The sequence below is a fragment of the Rhodopseudomonas faecalis genome (assembly GCF_003217325.1).
Taxonomy (GTDB): domain Bacteria; phylum Pseudomonadota; class Alphaproteobacteria; order Rhizobiales; family Xanthobacteraceae; genus Rhodopseudomonas; species Rhodopseudomonas faecalis.
In genome coordinates, this window is record NZ_QJTI01000023.1 from 1 (window position 1) to 14,246 (window position 14,246).

A 14,246-nucleotide genomic window follows, 5' to 3' on the forward strand; every position below is an offset into this window, starting at 1 on the left:
ATGTAATTCCGTTCGATCGTCCGATCAAAGCTATTGTCACGCATCGAAGCCTCCCTGAAGGGCGGATTCGATCACCGAATTGTTGAACATGCACAGCAATGACAGCGCGCGAAAAACAATGATCTCAAATCAAAATCACAAAACGAGAAATCAAAATCACAAAACAAAAAAACGGGACCGCGTTGCCGCGATCCCGTTGGCAGTTAGTATCAAACCAAGCGTTGCGGGCTCAAAGCGCGAGCCGCCCTCTCCCCGCGCATCGCGGGGAGAGTAACAACGCTTAGTTCTTCGACTTGTCGACCAAGGCGCCCTTCTTGATCCAGGGCATCATCTCGCGCAGCTTGCCGCCGACTTCCTCGATCGGGTGCTGCGCCAGCTTGGCGCGGGTGGCCTTGAACGAGGTCTGGTTGACCTTGTTTTCCAGCATCCAGTTGCGGGTGAAGATGCCGTTCTGGATGTCTTCCAGAACCTTCTTCATTTCCTTCTTGGTCTCCGCGGTCACGATGCGCGGGCCGGTGACGTATTCGCCATATTCCGCGGTATTGGAGATCGAGTAGTTCATGTTGGCGATGCCGCCTTCATAGATCAGGTCGACGATCAGCTTCACTTCGTGCAAGCACTCGAAGTAGGCCATCTCCGGCGCGTAGCCGGCTTCGACCAGGGTCTCGAAGCCGCCCTTGATCAGTTCGACCAGGCCGCCGCACAGCACCACCTGCTCGCCGAACAGATCGGTCTCGCACTCTTCCTTAAAAGTGGTTTCGATGATGCCGGCGCGGCCGCCGCCGATCGCCGAGGCGTAGCTGAGGCCGAGGTCATGGGCGTTGCCCGAGGAATCCTGGTGCACCGCGATCAGGCACGGCACGCCGCCGCCCTTCTGGTACTCGCCGCGCACGGTGTGGCCGGGGCCCTTCGGCGCGACCATCAGCACGTCGAGATCGGCGCGCGGCTCGATCAAGTTGAAGTGCACGTTGAGGCCATGCGCGAACAAGAGCGCGGCGCCCTGCTTCATGTTGTCGTGCAGGTGGTCACGATAGATGTCGCCCTGCAGCTCGTCCGGGGTCAGCATCATCATCACGTCGGCCCACTTGGCGGCCTCGGCGACTTCCATCACCTTAAAACCGGCGGCTTCCGCCTTCTTGGCGGTGGCCGAACCCGCACGCAGCGCGATCGCCACGTCCTTGACGCCGGAATCCTTCAGGTTGAGGGCATGGGCGTGGCCCTGGCTGCCGTAGCCAATGATGACGACCTTCTTGCCCTTGATGAGATTCAAATCGGCGTCGCGATCGTAGTAAACACGCATGGTCGTTCCTTTGCTCGGCGGCTGAACGGGTCAACCCAGCCAGTTGATAAAACTAAGGCGCCCGGGGCACCGGGTTTATTGAAATGTCGCCGGTTTTTAGGGCGGCGGCTGTCGCGAGACAAGCCCGCGCCAGCAAAATGCGACGTTTTGCTGGCGTCATGGCTGGCGCAGCACCCACCGCGCGCGGCGAGCCGAAAACACCTTCTCGCCAGGCGGAAAGCTCGTGGCTCGCGGCGATTTCACCAGCGATTGCAGCAAGGTGACCGTTCATCAGCGGGACGGCACAGCCGCGGACGGACGGAACCTCGGCCGATGGCCGCCCGGACCGCCCCCAATCCGGCGACGGCAACGCCGCCGGGGGGACAGCTCAGGCGCAGCTGCGGCGCAGAGACCGCGTCACATGCCTTCGGGGCCGCGGCCGATCGCGGCGACGCCGGTGCGCACCACTTCGACCAGACCGAGCGGCCGCATCAGCTCGATGAACTGATTGATCTTGGCGGAATTGCCGGTGATCTCGAACACAAAGCTCTCGATGGTGGCGTCGATCACGCGGGCGCGGAACGCTTCCGCCAACCGCAGCGCCTCGACACGGTGCTCGCCGACGCCGCGCAGCTTGACCATCGCCAGTTCGCGCTCGATCGAACGGCCGGTCAGCGTCATGTCGACCACGCGATACACCGGCACCATGCGATCGAGCTGATGCTTGATCTGCTGGATCACCATCGGCGTGCCGGTGGTGACGATGGTGACGCGCGACAAATGCTTTTGGCTTTCGGTCTCGGAGACCGTCAGGCTCTCGATGTTGTAGCCGCGACCGGAGAACAGTCCGATCACCCGCGCCAACACGCCGGGCTCATTCTGCACCAGCACGGACAGGGTGTGGGTTTCGATCGGGTCTTTGCGGTCTTCAAGGAAATAGGCGGATGCGGGCTGATTCATGACGGCGTTCTCGTCTTCGAATGAATGATCGGGCACGGTGCGCTCCCTCTCCCCGCTTGCGGAGAGAGGGCTGGGCTGAGGGAGGTGCGGCCTCTCGGCGCGACGAAACGCCCCCTCACCCGGCTTACTCGCTTCGCTCGCCAGCCGACCTCTCCCCGCATGCGGGGAGAGGTGACCAGCGCGTGTGGCTCATCACACCAGCGCCTTGCCGCCGGCGAAGGCGGCTGCGGTCGCTTCGTCGGTGGCTTCCGCCGGCAGCAGCATTTCGTTATGCGCCTTGCCGGACGGGATCATCGGGAAGCAGTTTTCCAGCGCGGCGACGCGGCAGTCGAACAGCACCGGCTTCTTCACCTTGATCATTTCCATGATCGCGCCGTCGAGATCGCCGGGCTTGATCACCTGCATGCCAACCGCGCCATAGGCCTCGGCGAGCTTGACGAAGTCCGGCATCGCCTCGGTGTAGGAATGCGACAAGCGGTTGCCGTGCAGCAATTGCTGCCACTGGCGCACCATGCCCATGTAGTTGTTGTTCAGGATGAACACCTTGATCGGCAGTTCATACTGCACCGCGGTCGCCAGTTCCTGCCCGGTCATCTGCACCGAGGCGTCGCCGGCGATATCAATCACCAGGCTGTTCGGATGGGCGACCTGCACGCCGACCGCCGCCGGCAGGCCGTAGCCCATGGTGCCGAGACCGCCCGAGGTCATCCAGCGCTTCGGCTCCTCAAAACCGTAGAACTGCGCCGCCCACATCTGATGCTGACCGACTTCGGTGGTGATGTAGGTGTCACGGCCACGGGTCGCCTCATACAGCCGCTGAATGGCGTATTGCGGCATGATCAGGTCGTGGTTCTGCTTGTAGGCCAGCGAATTGCGGCTGCGCCAGGTGCCGATCTGCTGCCACCAAGCTTTGGTGTCGGGCTTCTTGCCCTCGGCCTTGAACGCGGCGATCAGATCGCGCAGCACGTCAGCAACGTCGCCGATGATCGGCACATCGACCTTGATGTTCTTGTTGATCGACGACGGGTCGATATCGATGTGGATCTTCTTGGAGCCCGGCGAGAACGCATCGGTACGGCCGGTGATCCGGTCGTCGAAGCGCGCGCCGATGCACAGCATGACGTCGCAGCCATGCATGGTCATGTTGGACTCGTAGGTGCCGTGCATGCCGAGCATGCCGAGCCAGTTCTTGCCCGACGCCGGATAGGCACCGAGACCCATCAAAGTCGAGGTGATCGGGAAGTCGGTCAGCTCGACCAGCTCGCGCAGCAGCTTGCAGGCTTCATCGCCGGAATTGACCACGCCGCCGCCGGAATAGATCACCGGCTTCTTGGCGTGCGCCAGCAGCGACACCGCCTTGCGGATCTGCGCGGCGTCGCCCTTCAGCTTCGGCGCGTAGGAGACGTGCACGTCGGACTTGCGCGGCGGATGATAGGTGCCGGTGGCGAACTGCACGTCCTTCGGCACGTCGACCACCACCGGGCCGGGCCGGCCGCTGGTCGCGACATAAAACGCCTCATGCAGCACCTTGGGCAGGTCCTCGATGCGGCGCACCAGCCAGTTGTGCTTGGTGCACGGCCGGGTGATGCCAACCGTGTCGCATTCCTGGAAGGCGTCATTGCCGATCAGATGGGTCGGCACCTGGCCGGTGATGCACACCAGCGGGATCGAGTCCATCAGCGCGTCGGCGAGCGGGGTCACCATGTTGGTGGCGCCGGGACCGGAGGTCACCAGCACCACGCCCGGCTTGCCGGTCGAGCGGGCATAGCCCTCGGCGGCGTGGCCGGCGCCCTGTTCGTGCCGCACCAGAATGTGCTGGATGTCGGACTGCTGATAGAGCTCGTCATAGATTGGAAGTACCGAGCCGCCGGGATAGCCGAAAATGTGCTGGACGCCGTGGTCCTTCATGGCGCGCACGATCATGGCTGCGCCGGTCATCTGGTTGGCGTCGTGACTTTTGGTATCGCTCATGGCTGGCTCCGGGTGCGCCCTGCAGGCGCGGGTCTGTGACACTCAGCAATAAAAAAAGGGCCCCCTGAGGCCCCGCACGCACCGCCTATCCTGGATGGCATCAGCTATCCAAGGCGGTGCGCCTGACTACGACGATAAGCTTGGTAACAAAATTGCGCATCGGGCAGCTCAGGCTTCTCAAAGGTTGCGCGGGACCATACCGGCGCAAGCCGGAATGTCAAGGCGGGGAAGACACCTTCGTATCCAACCTTAGCTGGAATTGTTCACGCTTTCGAGCGCCAAAAAAGCGCAGGCGGCAATGGCCTCGCCCATCATTTCGGCAACGCTTGTTGGCTGTGGGACCGGCAGTTTGGGGCTATGACGGCGGACGTGCGGTTCCGCGCGTTTCAGGCGCCCCGCAGCGACGCGGCCAGCAGCTCCTCCGCCTCCTGCGGCGTAACCCAGGCAAATTCCGGCAATTGGTGCCGGAACCAGGTGAACTGCCGCTTGGCATAATGCCGGGTGTCGGCGCAGCCGATCGCGGCGGCTTCCGAAAGCGACAATTCGCCGTCGAGATGGCGAATCAACGCCGGCACGCCATGGGCTTTCATGGCCGGTAGCAGCGGATCGAGCCGGCGGGCGCGCAGCGCCGCCACCTCATCGAGCGCGCCGGCCTCCAGCATCGCCGCAAAGCGCGCGTCGATTCGCGCATACAGCGCGCTGCGCTCCGGCGCCAGAAACAGCGCGGCCCCGACCTCGTGCACCGGCAACAGCGGCGGCAACGCTTCGCCATGCCAGGCGGCAAGCGGTTTTCCAGTGCCTTCCAGCACTTCCAGCGCCCGTGCCACCCGCACCCGATCGGCGACATTGAGCCGCGCCGCGCCTTCCGGATCGCGGCGCGCCAGCTCGGCATGGAGCGCGGCGACGCCGTCCTGCTCGAGCCGCTGCCGCACCGCCTCGCGGATTTCCGGCGCAATCGGCGGCACGGCGGCAAGACCGCGCGTCAACGCCTTAAAATATAGCCCCGTGCCACCGATGAAGATCGGCCGGCGGCGCTGCGCGCGCGCCTCGGCGAGCGCGGCGGCGGCCGCATCCAGCCAGGCGCCGGCGGAAAAATTCTGCGCGGCATCGACGGTGCCATAGAGCCGATGCGGCGCCCGCGCCTCCTCTTCCTTGCTCGGACGTGCAGTCAACACGCGCAAATCGCGGTAAACCTGCATCGAATCGGTGTTGATGATGACACCGCCCTCTGTCTCGGCCAGCCGCAAGGCCAAGGCCGACTTGCCGCTGGCGGTTGGCCCTGCGATAAGCACGGCCTTCGCCTGCTCTAGACTGGCCCCGCTCATGTCGCTCGTCGCCACGCTCATCTGCAATCCGACCCAACCCGCTCTCGATAGCACCGTGCTGGATGCCGCCCGCACCGTGCTGCCCGAGCCGCACCACATCACCTGGCTCAATCCCGGCATTGCCGCGGATATCGCCTTCACCTCGACCGAGGACATCGCCCCGCTCGCCGAGCGGCTGCGCGGCGCGCTCGGCGGCCTGCCGATCGACGTGGTGGTGCAGCCGCAGACCGCGCGGCGCAAGAAGCTTTTTCTCGCCGACATGGATTCCACCATGATCGGCCAGGAATGCATCGACGAACTCGCCGATCTGGTCGGCCTGAAATCCCATGTCGCGGCGATCACCGAACGGGCGATGCAGGGCGAGATCGCCTTTGAACCGGCGCTGCGCGAACGGGTGGCGCTGCTCAAGGGGCTGTCGGCCAGCGTGATCGACGAGGTGCTGAAAAAGCGCATCACGCTGACGCCGGGCGGCCGCAAGCTGGTGCAGACCATGCGCGCCCACGGCGCCTATACCTGCCTGGTGTCAGGCGGCTTCACCCAGTTCACCCGCGCGATCGCCGCGCAGCTCGGTTTCGAAGAAAACCGCGCCAACGAACTCGGCGTCGAGAACGGCAAGCTCACCGGCACGGTCGAGGAGCCGATTCTGGGCCGCGACGCCAAGCTCGCGGCATTGCTCGAGCTGCGCGAAGCCTACGATCTCGACGGCATCGACACGCTGGCGATCGGCGACGGCGCCAATGATCTCGGCATGATTCAGGCCGCGGGTCTCGGCATCGCCTATCACGCCAAGCCGGCGGTGGCCGCCGCGGCCCATGCGCGCATCGACCATGGCGATCTGACCGCGCTGCTCTATGCCCAGGGTTATAAGCGCTCGGAATTCGTGACCGAGTAACCGGGCGCTTCCAACAGTTCACGCCGATAATGCTCGCGCAGTTCGGCGAGCTCGACCCCGGCTGCGGTCATCACCGCGGTGACATGCAGCGCAAACGCCTCCGGCGCCGAAAACACCCCGGCCCGTGAGATCTGCGCGCGCAGCCGCGTCGCCAGTTCGCCCTCGCCGCGCAGTTCGGCGCCGGTCAGCATGGCGATGGTGGTGCGCAGCGGCGCGAGCGGCGCCACCACCGCCCCGAACGGCCGATTGCTGCGCCTCAGCGCGCTGCGCATCGTTTCCGGCAGCCGTTTTGGCAGATACCAGTTCTCCGCCTCCGACATCACCAGATCGCCCCATTGCAGCCGCACGCGGCGGCAGAACAGCACGTCGTCGGGCAACAGGTTCAGCGCGCCGTCATAATGGCGCGGGTCGGCGGGGCCATCCTGCAGCACGGTGGCCGACAAAGTCTCGGCCCGGCCGGGGTAGCGCACCCGGCACCAGCTCACCAGCGCCGCGGTCGCCGTGGCGTGTTGCTGCAGACAATTTTGAAATTCAACGACGCTCACCACCACTCACCCGTCTCGGCCCACCGCCAACCGGGCGCGGGCTGCTTTGCGGTGAAGCTATGGTCCCGTGCCGGCGATTTGGCCATAGATCGATATAGCAAGAACCACGGCCGACGGGCAGCTGCGGGCGCGCATGCGGGTCTGATGGTATCGGGAGCAGGTTTTAGGAGCTGGTTCAGGGGACGTCGGCACCAGCGATCTCCCTCCCCCTTGCGGGGAGGGTCGGCCGAGCGCAGCGGAGGCCGGGGTGGGGGCCAACGCGGTTGGCGTTGCTGTGGTTGAGAAGCCGCAGCAACGGGGGCGCGGCCTGCCCCACCCGGCCCGTCGTTCGCTGCGCTCACGACGCGCCACCCTCCCCGCAAGGGGGAGGGAAAGAGCCGCGCGGCAATGCCATGGCAAGAGTGACGGGTCGCGCCCAAAGCGGGTGCAGAACGAACTGCACCCTGCTCTGCTATTTGCGCACGTCCGGCGACAGCACCAGCCGGGCTGACGCCCGCCCTACTGCACGCTGACCGGGACGAAGCGCAGTTCGCCGGCGCCGTTCGAAACCAGCAGCAGCGCCGATTTCTTGCCGTCCTTCTTGATCTGCTCGATGCGCTTCTTGATGTCGGCGGCGCTGCCGACCGGCTCCTGCGCCACCTCGACCACCACGTCGCCAGCCGCAAGCCGCTTCTCGGCGGCGTCGGAATCGGCGTCGACGCCGGTGATCAGCACGCCCTTCACGGCCTCCTTGATCTTGTATTTGGCGCGCAGTTCCTTGCTGAGCGGCGCCAGATCCAGGCCAAGCACCTTTTGCGTCACCGGCTTGTCGGTTTCGGGCTGGGTCTTGGCCGAGGCCGGCTGCGGCTTGTCGGTGTCGTCGAGCTTGCCGAGCGTGACCTGCTTGGTCTCTTCCTTGCCCTTGCGGATGATCACCACATCGACCTGCTTGCCGACCGCGGTGTCGGCGACCACGCGCGACAGATCCTTCGGTTCCTTGATGTCCTTGCCGTCGAAGCGGATCACCACATCGCCCGGCTCGATGCCGGCCGGCTTGGCCGGACCCTTGTCCTCGACGCCCGCGACCAGCGCGCCGCGCGCCGGCTTGATGTTCAGGCTCTCGGCAATCTCGTCGGTGACCTGCTGGATGCGCACGCCCAGCCAGCCGCGGCGCAGCTCACCGAACTGGCGCAACTGATCGACCACGCCGACCACGGTTTTGGACGGCACGGCAAAGCCGATGCCGATCGAACCGCCGGACGGCGAGATGATCAGCGTGTTGACGCCCACCACTTCGCCATTGAGGTTGAACAGCGGACCGCCGGAATTGCCGCGATTGATGGCGGCGTCGGTCTGGATGTAGCTGTCATAGGGGCCGGAATTGATGTCGCGGTTGCGCGCCGACACGATGCCGGCGGTGACGGTGCCGCCGAGCGAGAACGGGTTGCCGATCGCGACCACCCATTCGCCGAGCCGCAGCTTGTCGCTGTCGCCGAATTTCACCGACACCAATTGCTTGCTGGCCGGCGGTTTGAACTTCAGCACCGCCAGATCGGTCTTCTTGTCGACGCCGACCAGCTCCGCTTTGATCTTGGTGCCGTCGTTCATGATGATGTTGATCTCATCGGCGTCGGCAATGACGTGATTATTGGTCACCGCGACGCCCGACGGATCGACGATGAAGCCGGAGCCGAGCGAATTGGTTTTGCGCGGGCCGGTGCCCTTGTCGCCACGCCGGTTCTTGAAGAAGTCCTCAAAAAACTCCTCGAACGGCGAGCCGGGCGGCAATTGCGGCGTGGCGCCTTTGTTGTCACCGCCGCTCTTGTCGACGGTTTGGGTGGTGGAGATGTTGACCACCGCGTCGATCACCTTTTCGGCGACGTCGGCGATCCCTTCCGGACCGCGCGCAGCAGCAGGTGCGGCGATGAGCGCGCAGGCCACGGCAAGGCAGGCCGTCAGCTTGAGGCGCGGGCGGCGGGAGGCTCGGATCGCGGCGGGCATGTGCAGGGGTCTCCTGGAATCGGGGCGAACAACACGTTAGCCTGCGGCCGCTCCGGCAGCCAAGCGCGGCCGCAACCTTATCCCATCCGGCGCGGCCCTGCCGGGCAAAAGCGTGCAATTTCGCTCACGATGACGTGGAGGGTCGGGATTGGCATAGTTTTGCGATTGGCATGATGGCCGTCACGCCGACCGTATTCATGGCCGGACTCATGGCCGGCGCCTGATCAATGGCGCACCATCCAGATCAGCATCAGCCCGCCAAGCGCCGAAATCACCCCGGCGATGCGCAGCAGACGGTCGGGCGCCGCCAGCGTGCTTTCCATGGCCCGGCGCATCCAGGACGGGCTGGCCAGGAACAACAAGCCTTCCAGAAAAAACGCCACCCCGACGCCGATCAGCAAGTCGGTGAACGCGAATGACGTCATCCGCCCCTGGTCCTTAGCTGGACGGCCTCGGGCCGATGTCGAGAGACCGCAATCACATTGACAGCAAGAGGCCGGCGCGAACGCCGGCCCTGGTGTCGAGATATAGCAGGTCCGGACGGCGCTGCGTCAAGAACGCCGCCGTCCGGTTGTTGGGTCACTGCCGCGCCGGAGCGGCGGCGGCAGCGGGGGCCTGCCCACGACCAGAAGCCCCGCCGGTGAAGTATTTGAAGAACTCCGAGTCCGGCTTCAGCAGGAAGCGGGTGTCGCTGCTGCGCAGGCCCTGCTCATACGCACTCATCGAACGATAGAACGCGAAGAAGTCCGGGTCCTTGCCATAGGCTTCGGCGAACAGACGGTTGCGTTCGCCATCGCCTTCACCGCGGATCTGCTCGGCCTTGGAATTGGCCTCGGCGATGATCACGGTCGCTTCACGATCGGCCTTGGAGCGGATTTCCTGCGCCTTCTGACCGCCCTGCGCACGGAACTCGGCCGCTTCGCGCTGACGTTCGGTCTGCATGCGCTGATAGACCGCCTGGCTGTTCTGGTCCGGCAGGTCGGCGCGCCGGATGCGAACATCCACCACCGAGATGCCATAGCCGTCCGCCTCGCGATCGAGAAGCTCACGAATGCGGTTCATCAGGCTTTCGCGCTCGTCGCGCACCACCTCGATGAAGGTGACCTCGCCGAGCACGCGGCGCAACGCCGCGTTCAGCAGCGCGGTGAGCTGCACATTGGCGGCCTGCACGGTGCCGACGCTTTGATAGAAGCGCAGCGCATTCTTGATGCGATAGCGGGCGAACGCGTCGACCACCAAGCGCTTCTGGTCGGAGGCAATCACTTCCTGCGACGGATTTTCAAGATCGAGAATGCGCTTGTCGAGCGAGATCACCGCATCCACGAACGGCACCTTGAAGTGCAGACCAGGCTCGGTCACCACCCGCACCGGCTCACCGAGCCGGACCACCAGCACCTGTTCAGTCTGCCTGACGGTGAAGATCGACGCATAGCCGATCAGGACCGCGACCAGCAGAACGATCAGCGCTACCACTCCGGAAATGCCGGCCTTCATCGGTTGCCTCCGCTCTGCTGCTGACCCGCATTGGCGGCCGGACGGCGCGCCGTCAATTCATTGAGCGGCAGATACGGCACCACGCCCTGCGAACCGGCCGCGCCGCTATCGACGATCAGCTTGTCGGAGCCGCCCAAAATGCGCTCCATGGTTTCGAGATAGATGCGTTCCCGCGTCACGTCCGGAGCCTTCTTGTATTCGTCATACACTTTCAGGAAGCGCGCGCTCTGACCCTTGGCCTCGGCGACGGCCTGCTCCTTGTAGCCTTCCGCGCCTTGGATGATCTGCGCCGCACGGCCGCGCGCATCGGGGATGACGCGGTTCGAATAGGTCTGCGCTTCGTTCTGCAGACGCTCGAGGTCGGCACGGGCCGCCTGCACGTCGCGGAACGCATCGATCACCTGCGCCGGCGGGTCGACCTTCTGCAGCTGCACCTGCTGCACCAAAACGCCAGCGCCGTATTTGTCGAGCGTGCGCTGCATCAGGTCCTGCACGCCGTTTTCGATGGTGGAGCGGGCGCCGGTCAGGATCGGCTGAATGTTGGAGCGGCCGATCACTTCGCGCATCGCGCTTTCGGCGACGGCCTTCACGGTGCCTTCCGGGTTCTGGATGTTGAACAGGAAGTCGCCGACGCCGTCCGGCTTGATACGCCACAGCACGGTGAAATCGACATCGACGATGTTTTCGTCGCCAGTGAGCATCAAGCTCTCTTCCGGCACGTCACGCACCGTGCGGCCACGGCGGCCGGTGTCGTCAAAAGTGGTCATGCCGACATTGATGGTCGACACGCGCAGCGCCTTCGGCAGCAGCACGGTCTCGATCGGGTACGGCAGGTGATAGTTCAGACCCGGCTGCACGGTGCGAACATGCTTACCAAAGCGTAGCACCACGCCAAGTTCTTCGGACTGCACGCGGAAGAAGCCGGACAGGCCCCACACCGCCAGCGCACCGACCAGAATCAGGGCAATGCCCATGGCGCTGAAATGCCCCCCGGGGAGCAGCTGCTGCAAACGGTCCTGCCCGCGGCGCAACAGATCCTCGAGGTCCGGCGGCCTTGGTCCCGTCGGTTGCGGCCCCGTGCCCCAGGGCCCCTTCGGTCCCGGCCCCCAAGGGCCTCCGCCTTGATTCTTCCACGGCATCGACAAATCTCCTTCGCGCCGGCCCAAAAAGACAATGTCCAGCGCAACATGCACGACTTTATAGGGGACGGGCACAGCCCATACAACGCAGCTTCACGTCGCCACGAGCTAAGATCGAACCTGAAAAAGTCAATGCAAGCTATGTCGCTAGCGGTTAACGCGGCGTTCGGCGGCGATAGGTCACATAGGAAAAATCGGCGGTGTCGCCCTCGCCCGCCGCGTGCCGGACGCGCTCGGTTTCCTGCCAAAGCGCAGCATCGAGCGGCGCGAAAAACGTGTCGCCTTCGGGGCGTGCATGCACCTCGGTCAACTCGATGCGATCGGCCTCCGCGAGGAACTGGGCGTAAATCTCCGCGCCGCCAATCACCGCAATCTCGGTGGCAAAACGCCGCAGCGCATCGCCGCGGGCAATGGCGCGCGCCTCATCGAGCGAGGTGGTCAGCGCCCCCGACAACTTCAGCGCGCGGTCGTGGGTGATGACGATATTGGTTCGCCCCGGCAACGGCCGCGGCAGTGACGCGAACGTTTTCCGCCCCATCAGCACCGGCTTGCCGATCGTCAGCGCTTTGAAGCGGCGCAGATCGGAGCGCAGCCGCCATGGCATGGCGCCCTGTAGACCGATGACGCCATTGTCCGCCACCGCGACCACCAGCACGATCTCGACCGGCGCGCTCACACCGAAACCTCGGCCTTGATGTGAGGATGCGGATCATAATTCTCGAGTTTGAAGTGACCGATCTTGAACGCGAAAATGTCCTTCACGTCGGGATCGAGGATCATGGTCGGCAGCTGGCGCGGCGTGCGCGTCAATTGCAGCCGGGCCTGTTCAAAATGGTTGGAATAGAGGTGAGCGTCGCCGAACGTATGGATGAACTCGCCCGGCTCCAGCCCGGTGACCTGCGCCATCATCATCGTCAACAGCGCATAGGACGCGATGTTGAATGGCACGCCGAGGAACACATCGGCTGAGCGCTGATAGAGCTGGCACGACAGCCGGCCGCGCGCGACATAGAATTGAAACAGGCAGTGACACGGCGGCAGCGCCATGCGCTCGACATCGGCCGGGTTCCACGCCGTCACCATCAGCCGCCGCGAATCCGGCGTGCGCTTGATCATGTCGACCACATTGGCGATCTGGTCGATGCTGCCGCCCTCGGCGGTCGGCCAGGACCGCCACTGCGCGCCATAGACCGGGCCGAGATCGCCATTGGCATCGGCCCACTCATCCCAGATCGAGACGCCGTTGTCCTTCAGGTACTTGATGTTGGTGTCGCCGGCCAAAAACCACAGCAATTCATGCACGATCGCTTTGATCGGCAACCGCTTGGTGGTCACCATCGGAAAGCCGGCTGTCAGATCAAACCGCATCTGATGGCCGAACACCGACCGCGTGCCGGTGCCGGTACGGTCGTCCTTCTCCGCACCCTCGTTCAGGATGCGAGCCAGCAGGTCGAGATATTGCTGCATGTCGTGTGAGCGCTCGTTCAAAGGGGCCAGGGCCTGGGCCGCTGCGGCACCATGGCTGGCCAGATTACCTTGAACAAGCCTTGAATCCCATGAGCGGGATCATTTCCAGGGACTGTCGATGTGAGCGGTTGAGTTGGCGGCCTGCCACAACACCGGGCTCAGCCGGTCGATTTCGGCGTCGACCAGATCGGCCAGCGCGCCCGGCGTGCGCTGCTCGGGCGGCGGAATCACGGCGCCCAGCGCCTGCAAGGTGCTGCGAACATTGTCGTCATCGAGCGCGCGCGATGCGGCGGCGTTGAGCACCGCGATCAACGAGGGCGGCGTGCCCTTGGGCGCGAACATCGCGACCCAGGCCCGCGCCTGGAAGCTGGGCATCCCGGCTTCGGCGGTGGTCGGAACGTCGGGCAGCGAAGGGCTGCGCTCGGGCATGGCGATCGCATAGGCCTTGATGGCGCCGCTCTTGATGTGCGGCACGGCGTTGACGATCTGGTCGCACATATAGTCGACCTCGCCGGCGACCAGCGCCGCCATCGCCGGACCGGTGCCGCTGAACGGAACCCCGGTCGGCCGCGCCCCGAGCTGGCGATGCAGCACCAGGCACGACACATAAGACACCGAGCCGATGCCGGCATGGGCGACGTTGAGCCGCTCGGTGTTGGCCCGGATATAGACGGCGAATTCCTCAAGGTTTTTTGGCGGGAAATCCTTGCGCGCCAGGATCACAATCGGCGTGCCGGCCAGGAGCGACACCGGCTCGAAATCGCGCTTGGGATGATAATTGAGCGTCGGATACAGCGACACCACGGCGGCGTGGGTGCCCATATGACCAGCAATCAAGGTGTAACCGTCGGCGGCGGCGCGCGACGCTAAAGAAGTGGCCAAGGTACCGCCCGCGCCTGCCCTGTTATCAACCGCTACGTTCTGGCCGAGCGATTTCGACATCTGCGCCGTGACGATCCGCGCGACCGTGTCAGTTGGCCCGCCGGCCGCAAACGGCACAATCACCGTTACCTGTCGTGACGGATAGTCACTCGCGCGGGCCGGCACGGTCATTGCTGCGACGCTCGTCAGGCATGAAAGCGAAAGCGTGCCGACAGATAGCAATCGAGCAATAAAATTCATAATGGTACCCGATTATTCCGAAAAATTGTCACTAATCAAAATTACCGCCCATTGTCCGGCGATCGGCTCCAG

At 64.5% G+C, this 14,246-nt stretch carries 13 protein-coding genes; 1 reads left to right on the top strand and 12 read right to left on the bottom strand.

Annotated features, from left to right (window positions below; genetic code table 11):
• Positions 1 to 280 precede the first annotated feature (280 nt).
• The 4 genes from ilvC to miaA form a co-directional block, all read right to left on the bottom strand.
• The gene (ilvC, locus tag BJ122_RS15520; protein WP_110782127.1) at positions 281 to 1,300 is read right to left on the bottom strand and encodes a ketol-acid reductoisomerase; all 1,020 of its coding nucleotides are present in this window, start codon (positions 1,298 to 1,300) and stop codon (positions 281 to 283) included.
• Positions 1,301 to 1,696: 396 nt separating this feature from the next.
• Positions 1,697 to 2,239, bottom strand: a complete 543-nt coding sequence (gene ilvN / locus BJ122_RS15525; RefSeq protein WP_027277680.1) for an acetolactate synthase small subunit — start codon at positions 2,237 to 2,239, stop codon at positions 1,697 to 1,699.
• 192 nt (positions 2,240 to 2,431) lie between these two features.
• A complete protein-coding gene (locus tag BJ122_RS15530) occupies positions 2,432 to 4,210 on the bottom strand; it encodes an acetolactate synthase 3 large subunit (RefSeq protein ID WP_110782128.1) in 1,779 nt (592 codons plus the stop codon).
• A gap of 386 nt (positions 4,211 to 4,596) precedes the next feature.
• On the bottom strand, positions 4,597 to 5,556 hold the full coding sequence (gene miaA, locus BJ122_RS15535; RefSeq protein WP_110782129.1) for a tRNA (adenosine(37)-N6)-dimethylallyltransferase MiaA: 960 nt from the start codon (positions 5,554 to 5,556) through the stop codon (positions 4,597 to 4,599).
• On the opposite strand from miaA, the gene serB reads away from it, so the two are divergent.
• Positions 5,534 to 6,427 carry a phosphoserine phosphatase SerB gene (gene serB / locus BJ122_RS15540; RefSeq protein ID WP_110782130.1) on the top strand — a complete coding sequence of 298 codons (894 nt, stop codon included), beginning with the start codon at positions 5,534 to 5,536 and terminating at the stop codon, positions 6,425 to 6,427. The two genes, miaA and serB, sit on opposite strands and share 23 nt — an antisense overlap.
• On the opposite strand, the gene BJ122_RS15545 is transcribed toward serB, so the two are convergent.
• From BJ122_RS15545 to BJ122_RS15580, 8 genes are all read right to left on the bottom strand, one after another.
• Positions 6,397 to 6,972: a hypothetical protein gene (locus tag BJ122_RS15545; protein ID WP_245407751.1), complete on the bottom strand. Its 576-nt coding sequence runs from the start codon at positions 6,970 to 6,972 to the stop codon at positions 6,397 to 6,399. The genes serB and BJ122_RS15545 overlap by 31 nt on opposite strands.
• Positions 6,973 to 7,470: 498 nt before the next feature.
• Positions 7,471 to 8,952, bottom strand: coding sequence for a Do family serine endopeptidase (locus BJ122_RS15550; protein ID WP_110782131.1), 1,482 nt, complete (start codon positions 8,950 to 8,952; stop codon positions 7,471 to 7,473).
• Between the two features lie 224 nt (positions 8,953 to 9,176).
• Positions 9,177 to 9,377: a DUF2065 domain-containing protein gene (locus BJ122_RS15555; RefSeq protein ID WP_110782132.1), complete on the bottom strand. Its 201-nt coding sequence runs from the start codon at positions 9,375 to 9,377 to the stop codon at positions 9,177 to 9,179.
• 154 nt (positions 9,378 to 9,531) lie between these two features.
• Positions 9,532 to 10,446 (bottom strand): protease modulator HflC, encoded by a 915-nt coding sequence (gene hflC, locus BJ122_RS15560; protein WP_110782133.1) that lies wholly within the window; start codon positions 10,444 to 10,446, stop codon positions 9,532 to 9,534.
• Entirely contained in the window at positions 10,443 to 11,585 is a 1,143-nt protein-coding gene (hflK, locus tag BJ122_RS15565; RefSeq protein ID WP_110782181.1) for an FtsH protease activity modulator HflK, read from the bottom strand. Before hflK ends, hflC begins: the two co-directional genes overlap by 4 nt.
• A gap of 154 nt (positions 11,586 to 11,739) precedes the next feature.
• Positions 11,740 to 12,240, bottom strand: a complete 501-nt coding sequence (locus BJ122_RS15570; RefSeq protein WP_283808459.1) for a dihydrofolate reductase — start codon at positions 12,238 to 12,240, stop codon at positions 11,740 to 11,742.
• 17 nt (positions 12,241 to 12,257) lie between these two features.
• Positions 12,258 to 13,052 (bottom strand): thymidylate synthase, encoded by a 795-nt coding sequence (locus BJ122_RS15575; protein ID WP_110782135.1) that lies wholly within the window; start codon positions 13,050 to 13,052, stop codon positions 12,258 to 12,260.
• Between the two features lie 99 nt (positions 13,053 to 13,151).
• Positions 13,152 to 14,174: a tripartite tricarboxylate transporter substrate-binding protein gene (locus BJ122_RS15580; RefSeq protein ID WP_110782136.1), complete on the bottom strand. Its 1,023-nt coding sequence runs from the start codon at positions 14,172 to 14,174 to the stop codon at positions 13,152 to 13,154.
• Between the last annotated feature and the right edge of the window lie 72 nt (positions 14,175 to 14,246).

Excerpts from the sequence above, each read along its gene's own strand:
- BJ122_RS15575 (WP_110782135.1), bottom strand. The coding sequence starts at position 13,052 with ATGCAGCAATATCTCGACCTGCTGGCTCGCATCCTGAACGAGGGTGCG.
- hflK (WP_110782181.1), bottom strand. The coding sequence starts at position 11,585 with ATGCCGTGGAAGAATCAAGGCGGAGGCCCTTGGGGGCCGGGACCGAAG.
- BJ122_RS15530 (WP_110782128.1), bottom strand. The coding sequence starts at position 4,210 with ATGAGCGATACCAAAAGTCACGACGCCAACCAGATGACCGGCGCAGCC.
- BJ122_RS15580 (WP_110782136.1), bottom strand. The coding sequence starts at position 14,174 with ATGAATTTTATTGCTCGATTGCTATCTGTCGGCACGCTTTCGCTTTCA.
- hflC (WP_110782133.1), bottom strand. The coding sequence starts at position 10,446 with ATGAAGGCCGGCATTTCCGGAGTGGTAGCGCTGATCGTTCTGCTGGTC.
- BJ122_RS15550 (WP_110782131.1), bottom strand. The coding sequence starts at position 8,952 with ATGCCCGCCGCGATCCGAGCCTCCCGCCGCCCGCGCCTCAAGCTGACG.
- serB (WP_110782130.1), top strand. The coding sequence starts at position 5,534 with ATGTCGCTCGTCGCCACGCTCATCTGCAATCCGACCCAACCCGCTCTC.
- ilvN (WP_027277680.1), bottom strand. The coding sequence starts at position 2,239 with ATGAATCAGCCCGCATCCGCCTATTTCCTTGAAGACCGCAAAGACCCG.
- BJ122_RS15555 (WP_110782132.1), bottom strand. The coding sequence starts at position 9,377 with ATGACGTCATTCGCGTTCACCGACTTGCTGATCGGCGTCGGGGTGGCG.
- ilvC (WP_110782127.1), bottom strand. The coding sequence starts at position 1,300 with ATGCGTGTTTACTACGATCGCGACGCCGATTTGAATCTCATCAAGGGC.
- miaA (WP_110782129.1), bottom strand. The coding sequence starts at position 5,556 with ATGAGCGTGGCGACGAGCGACATGAGCGGGGCCAGTCTAGAGCAGGCG.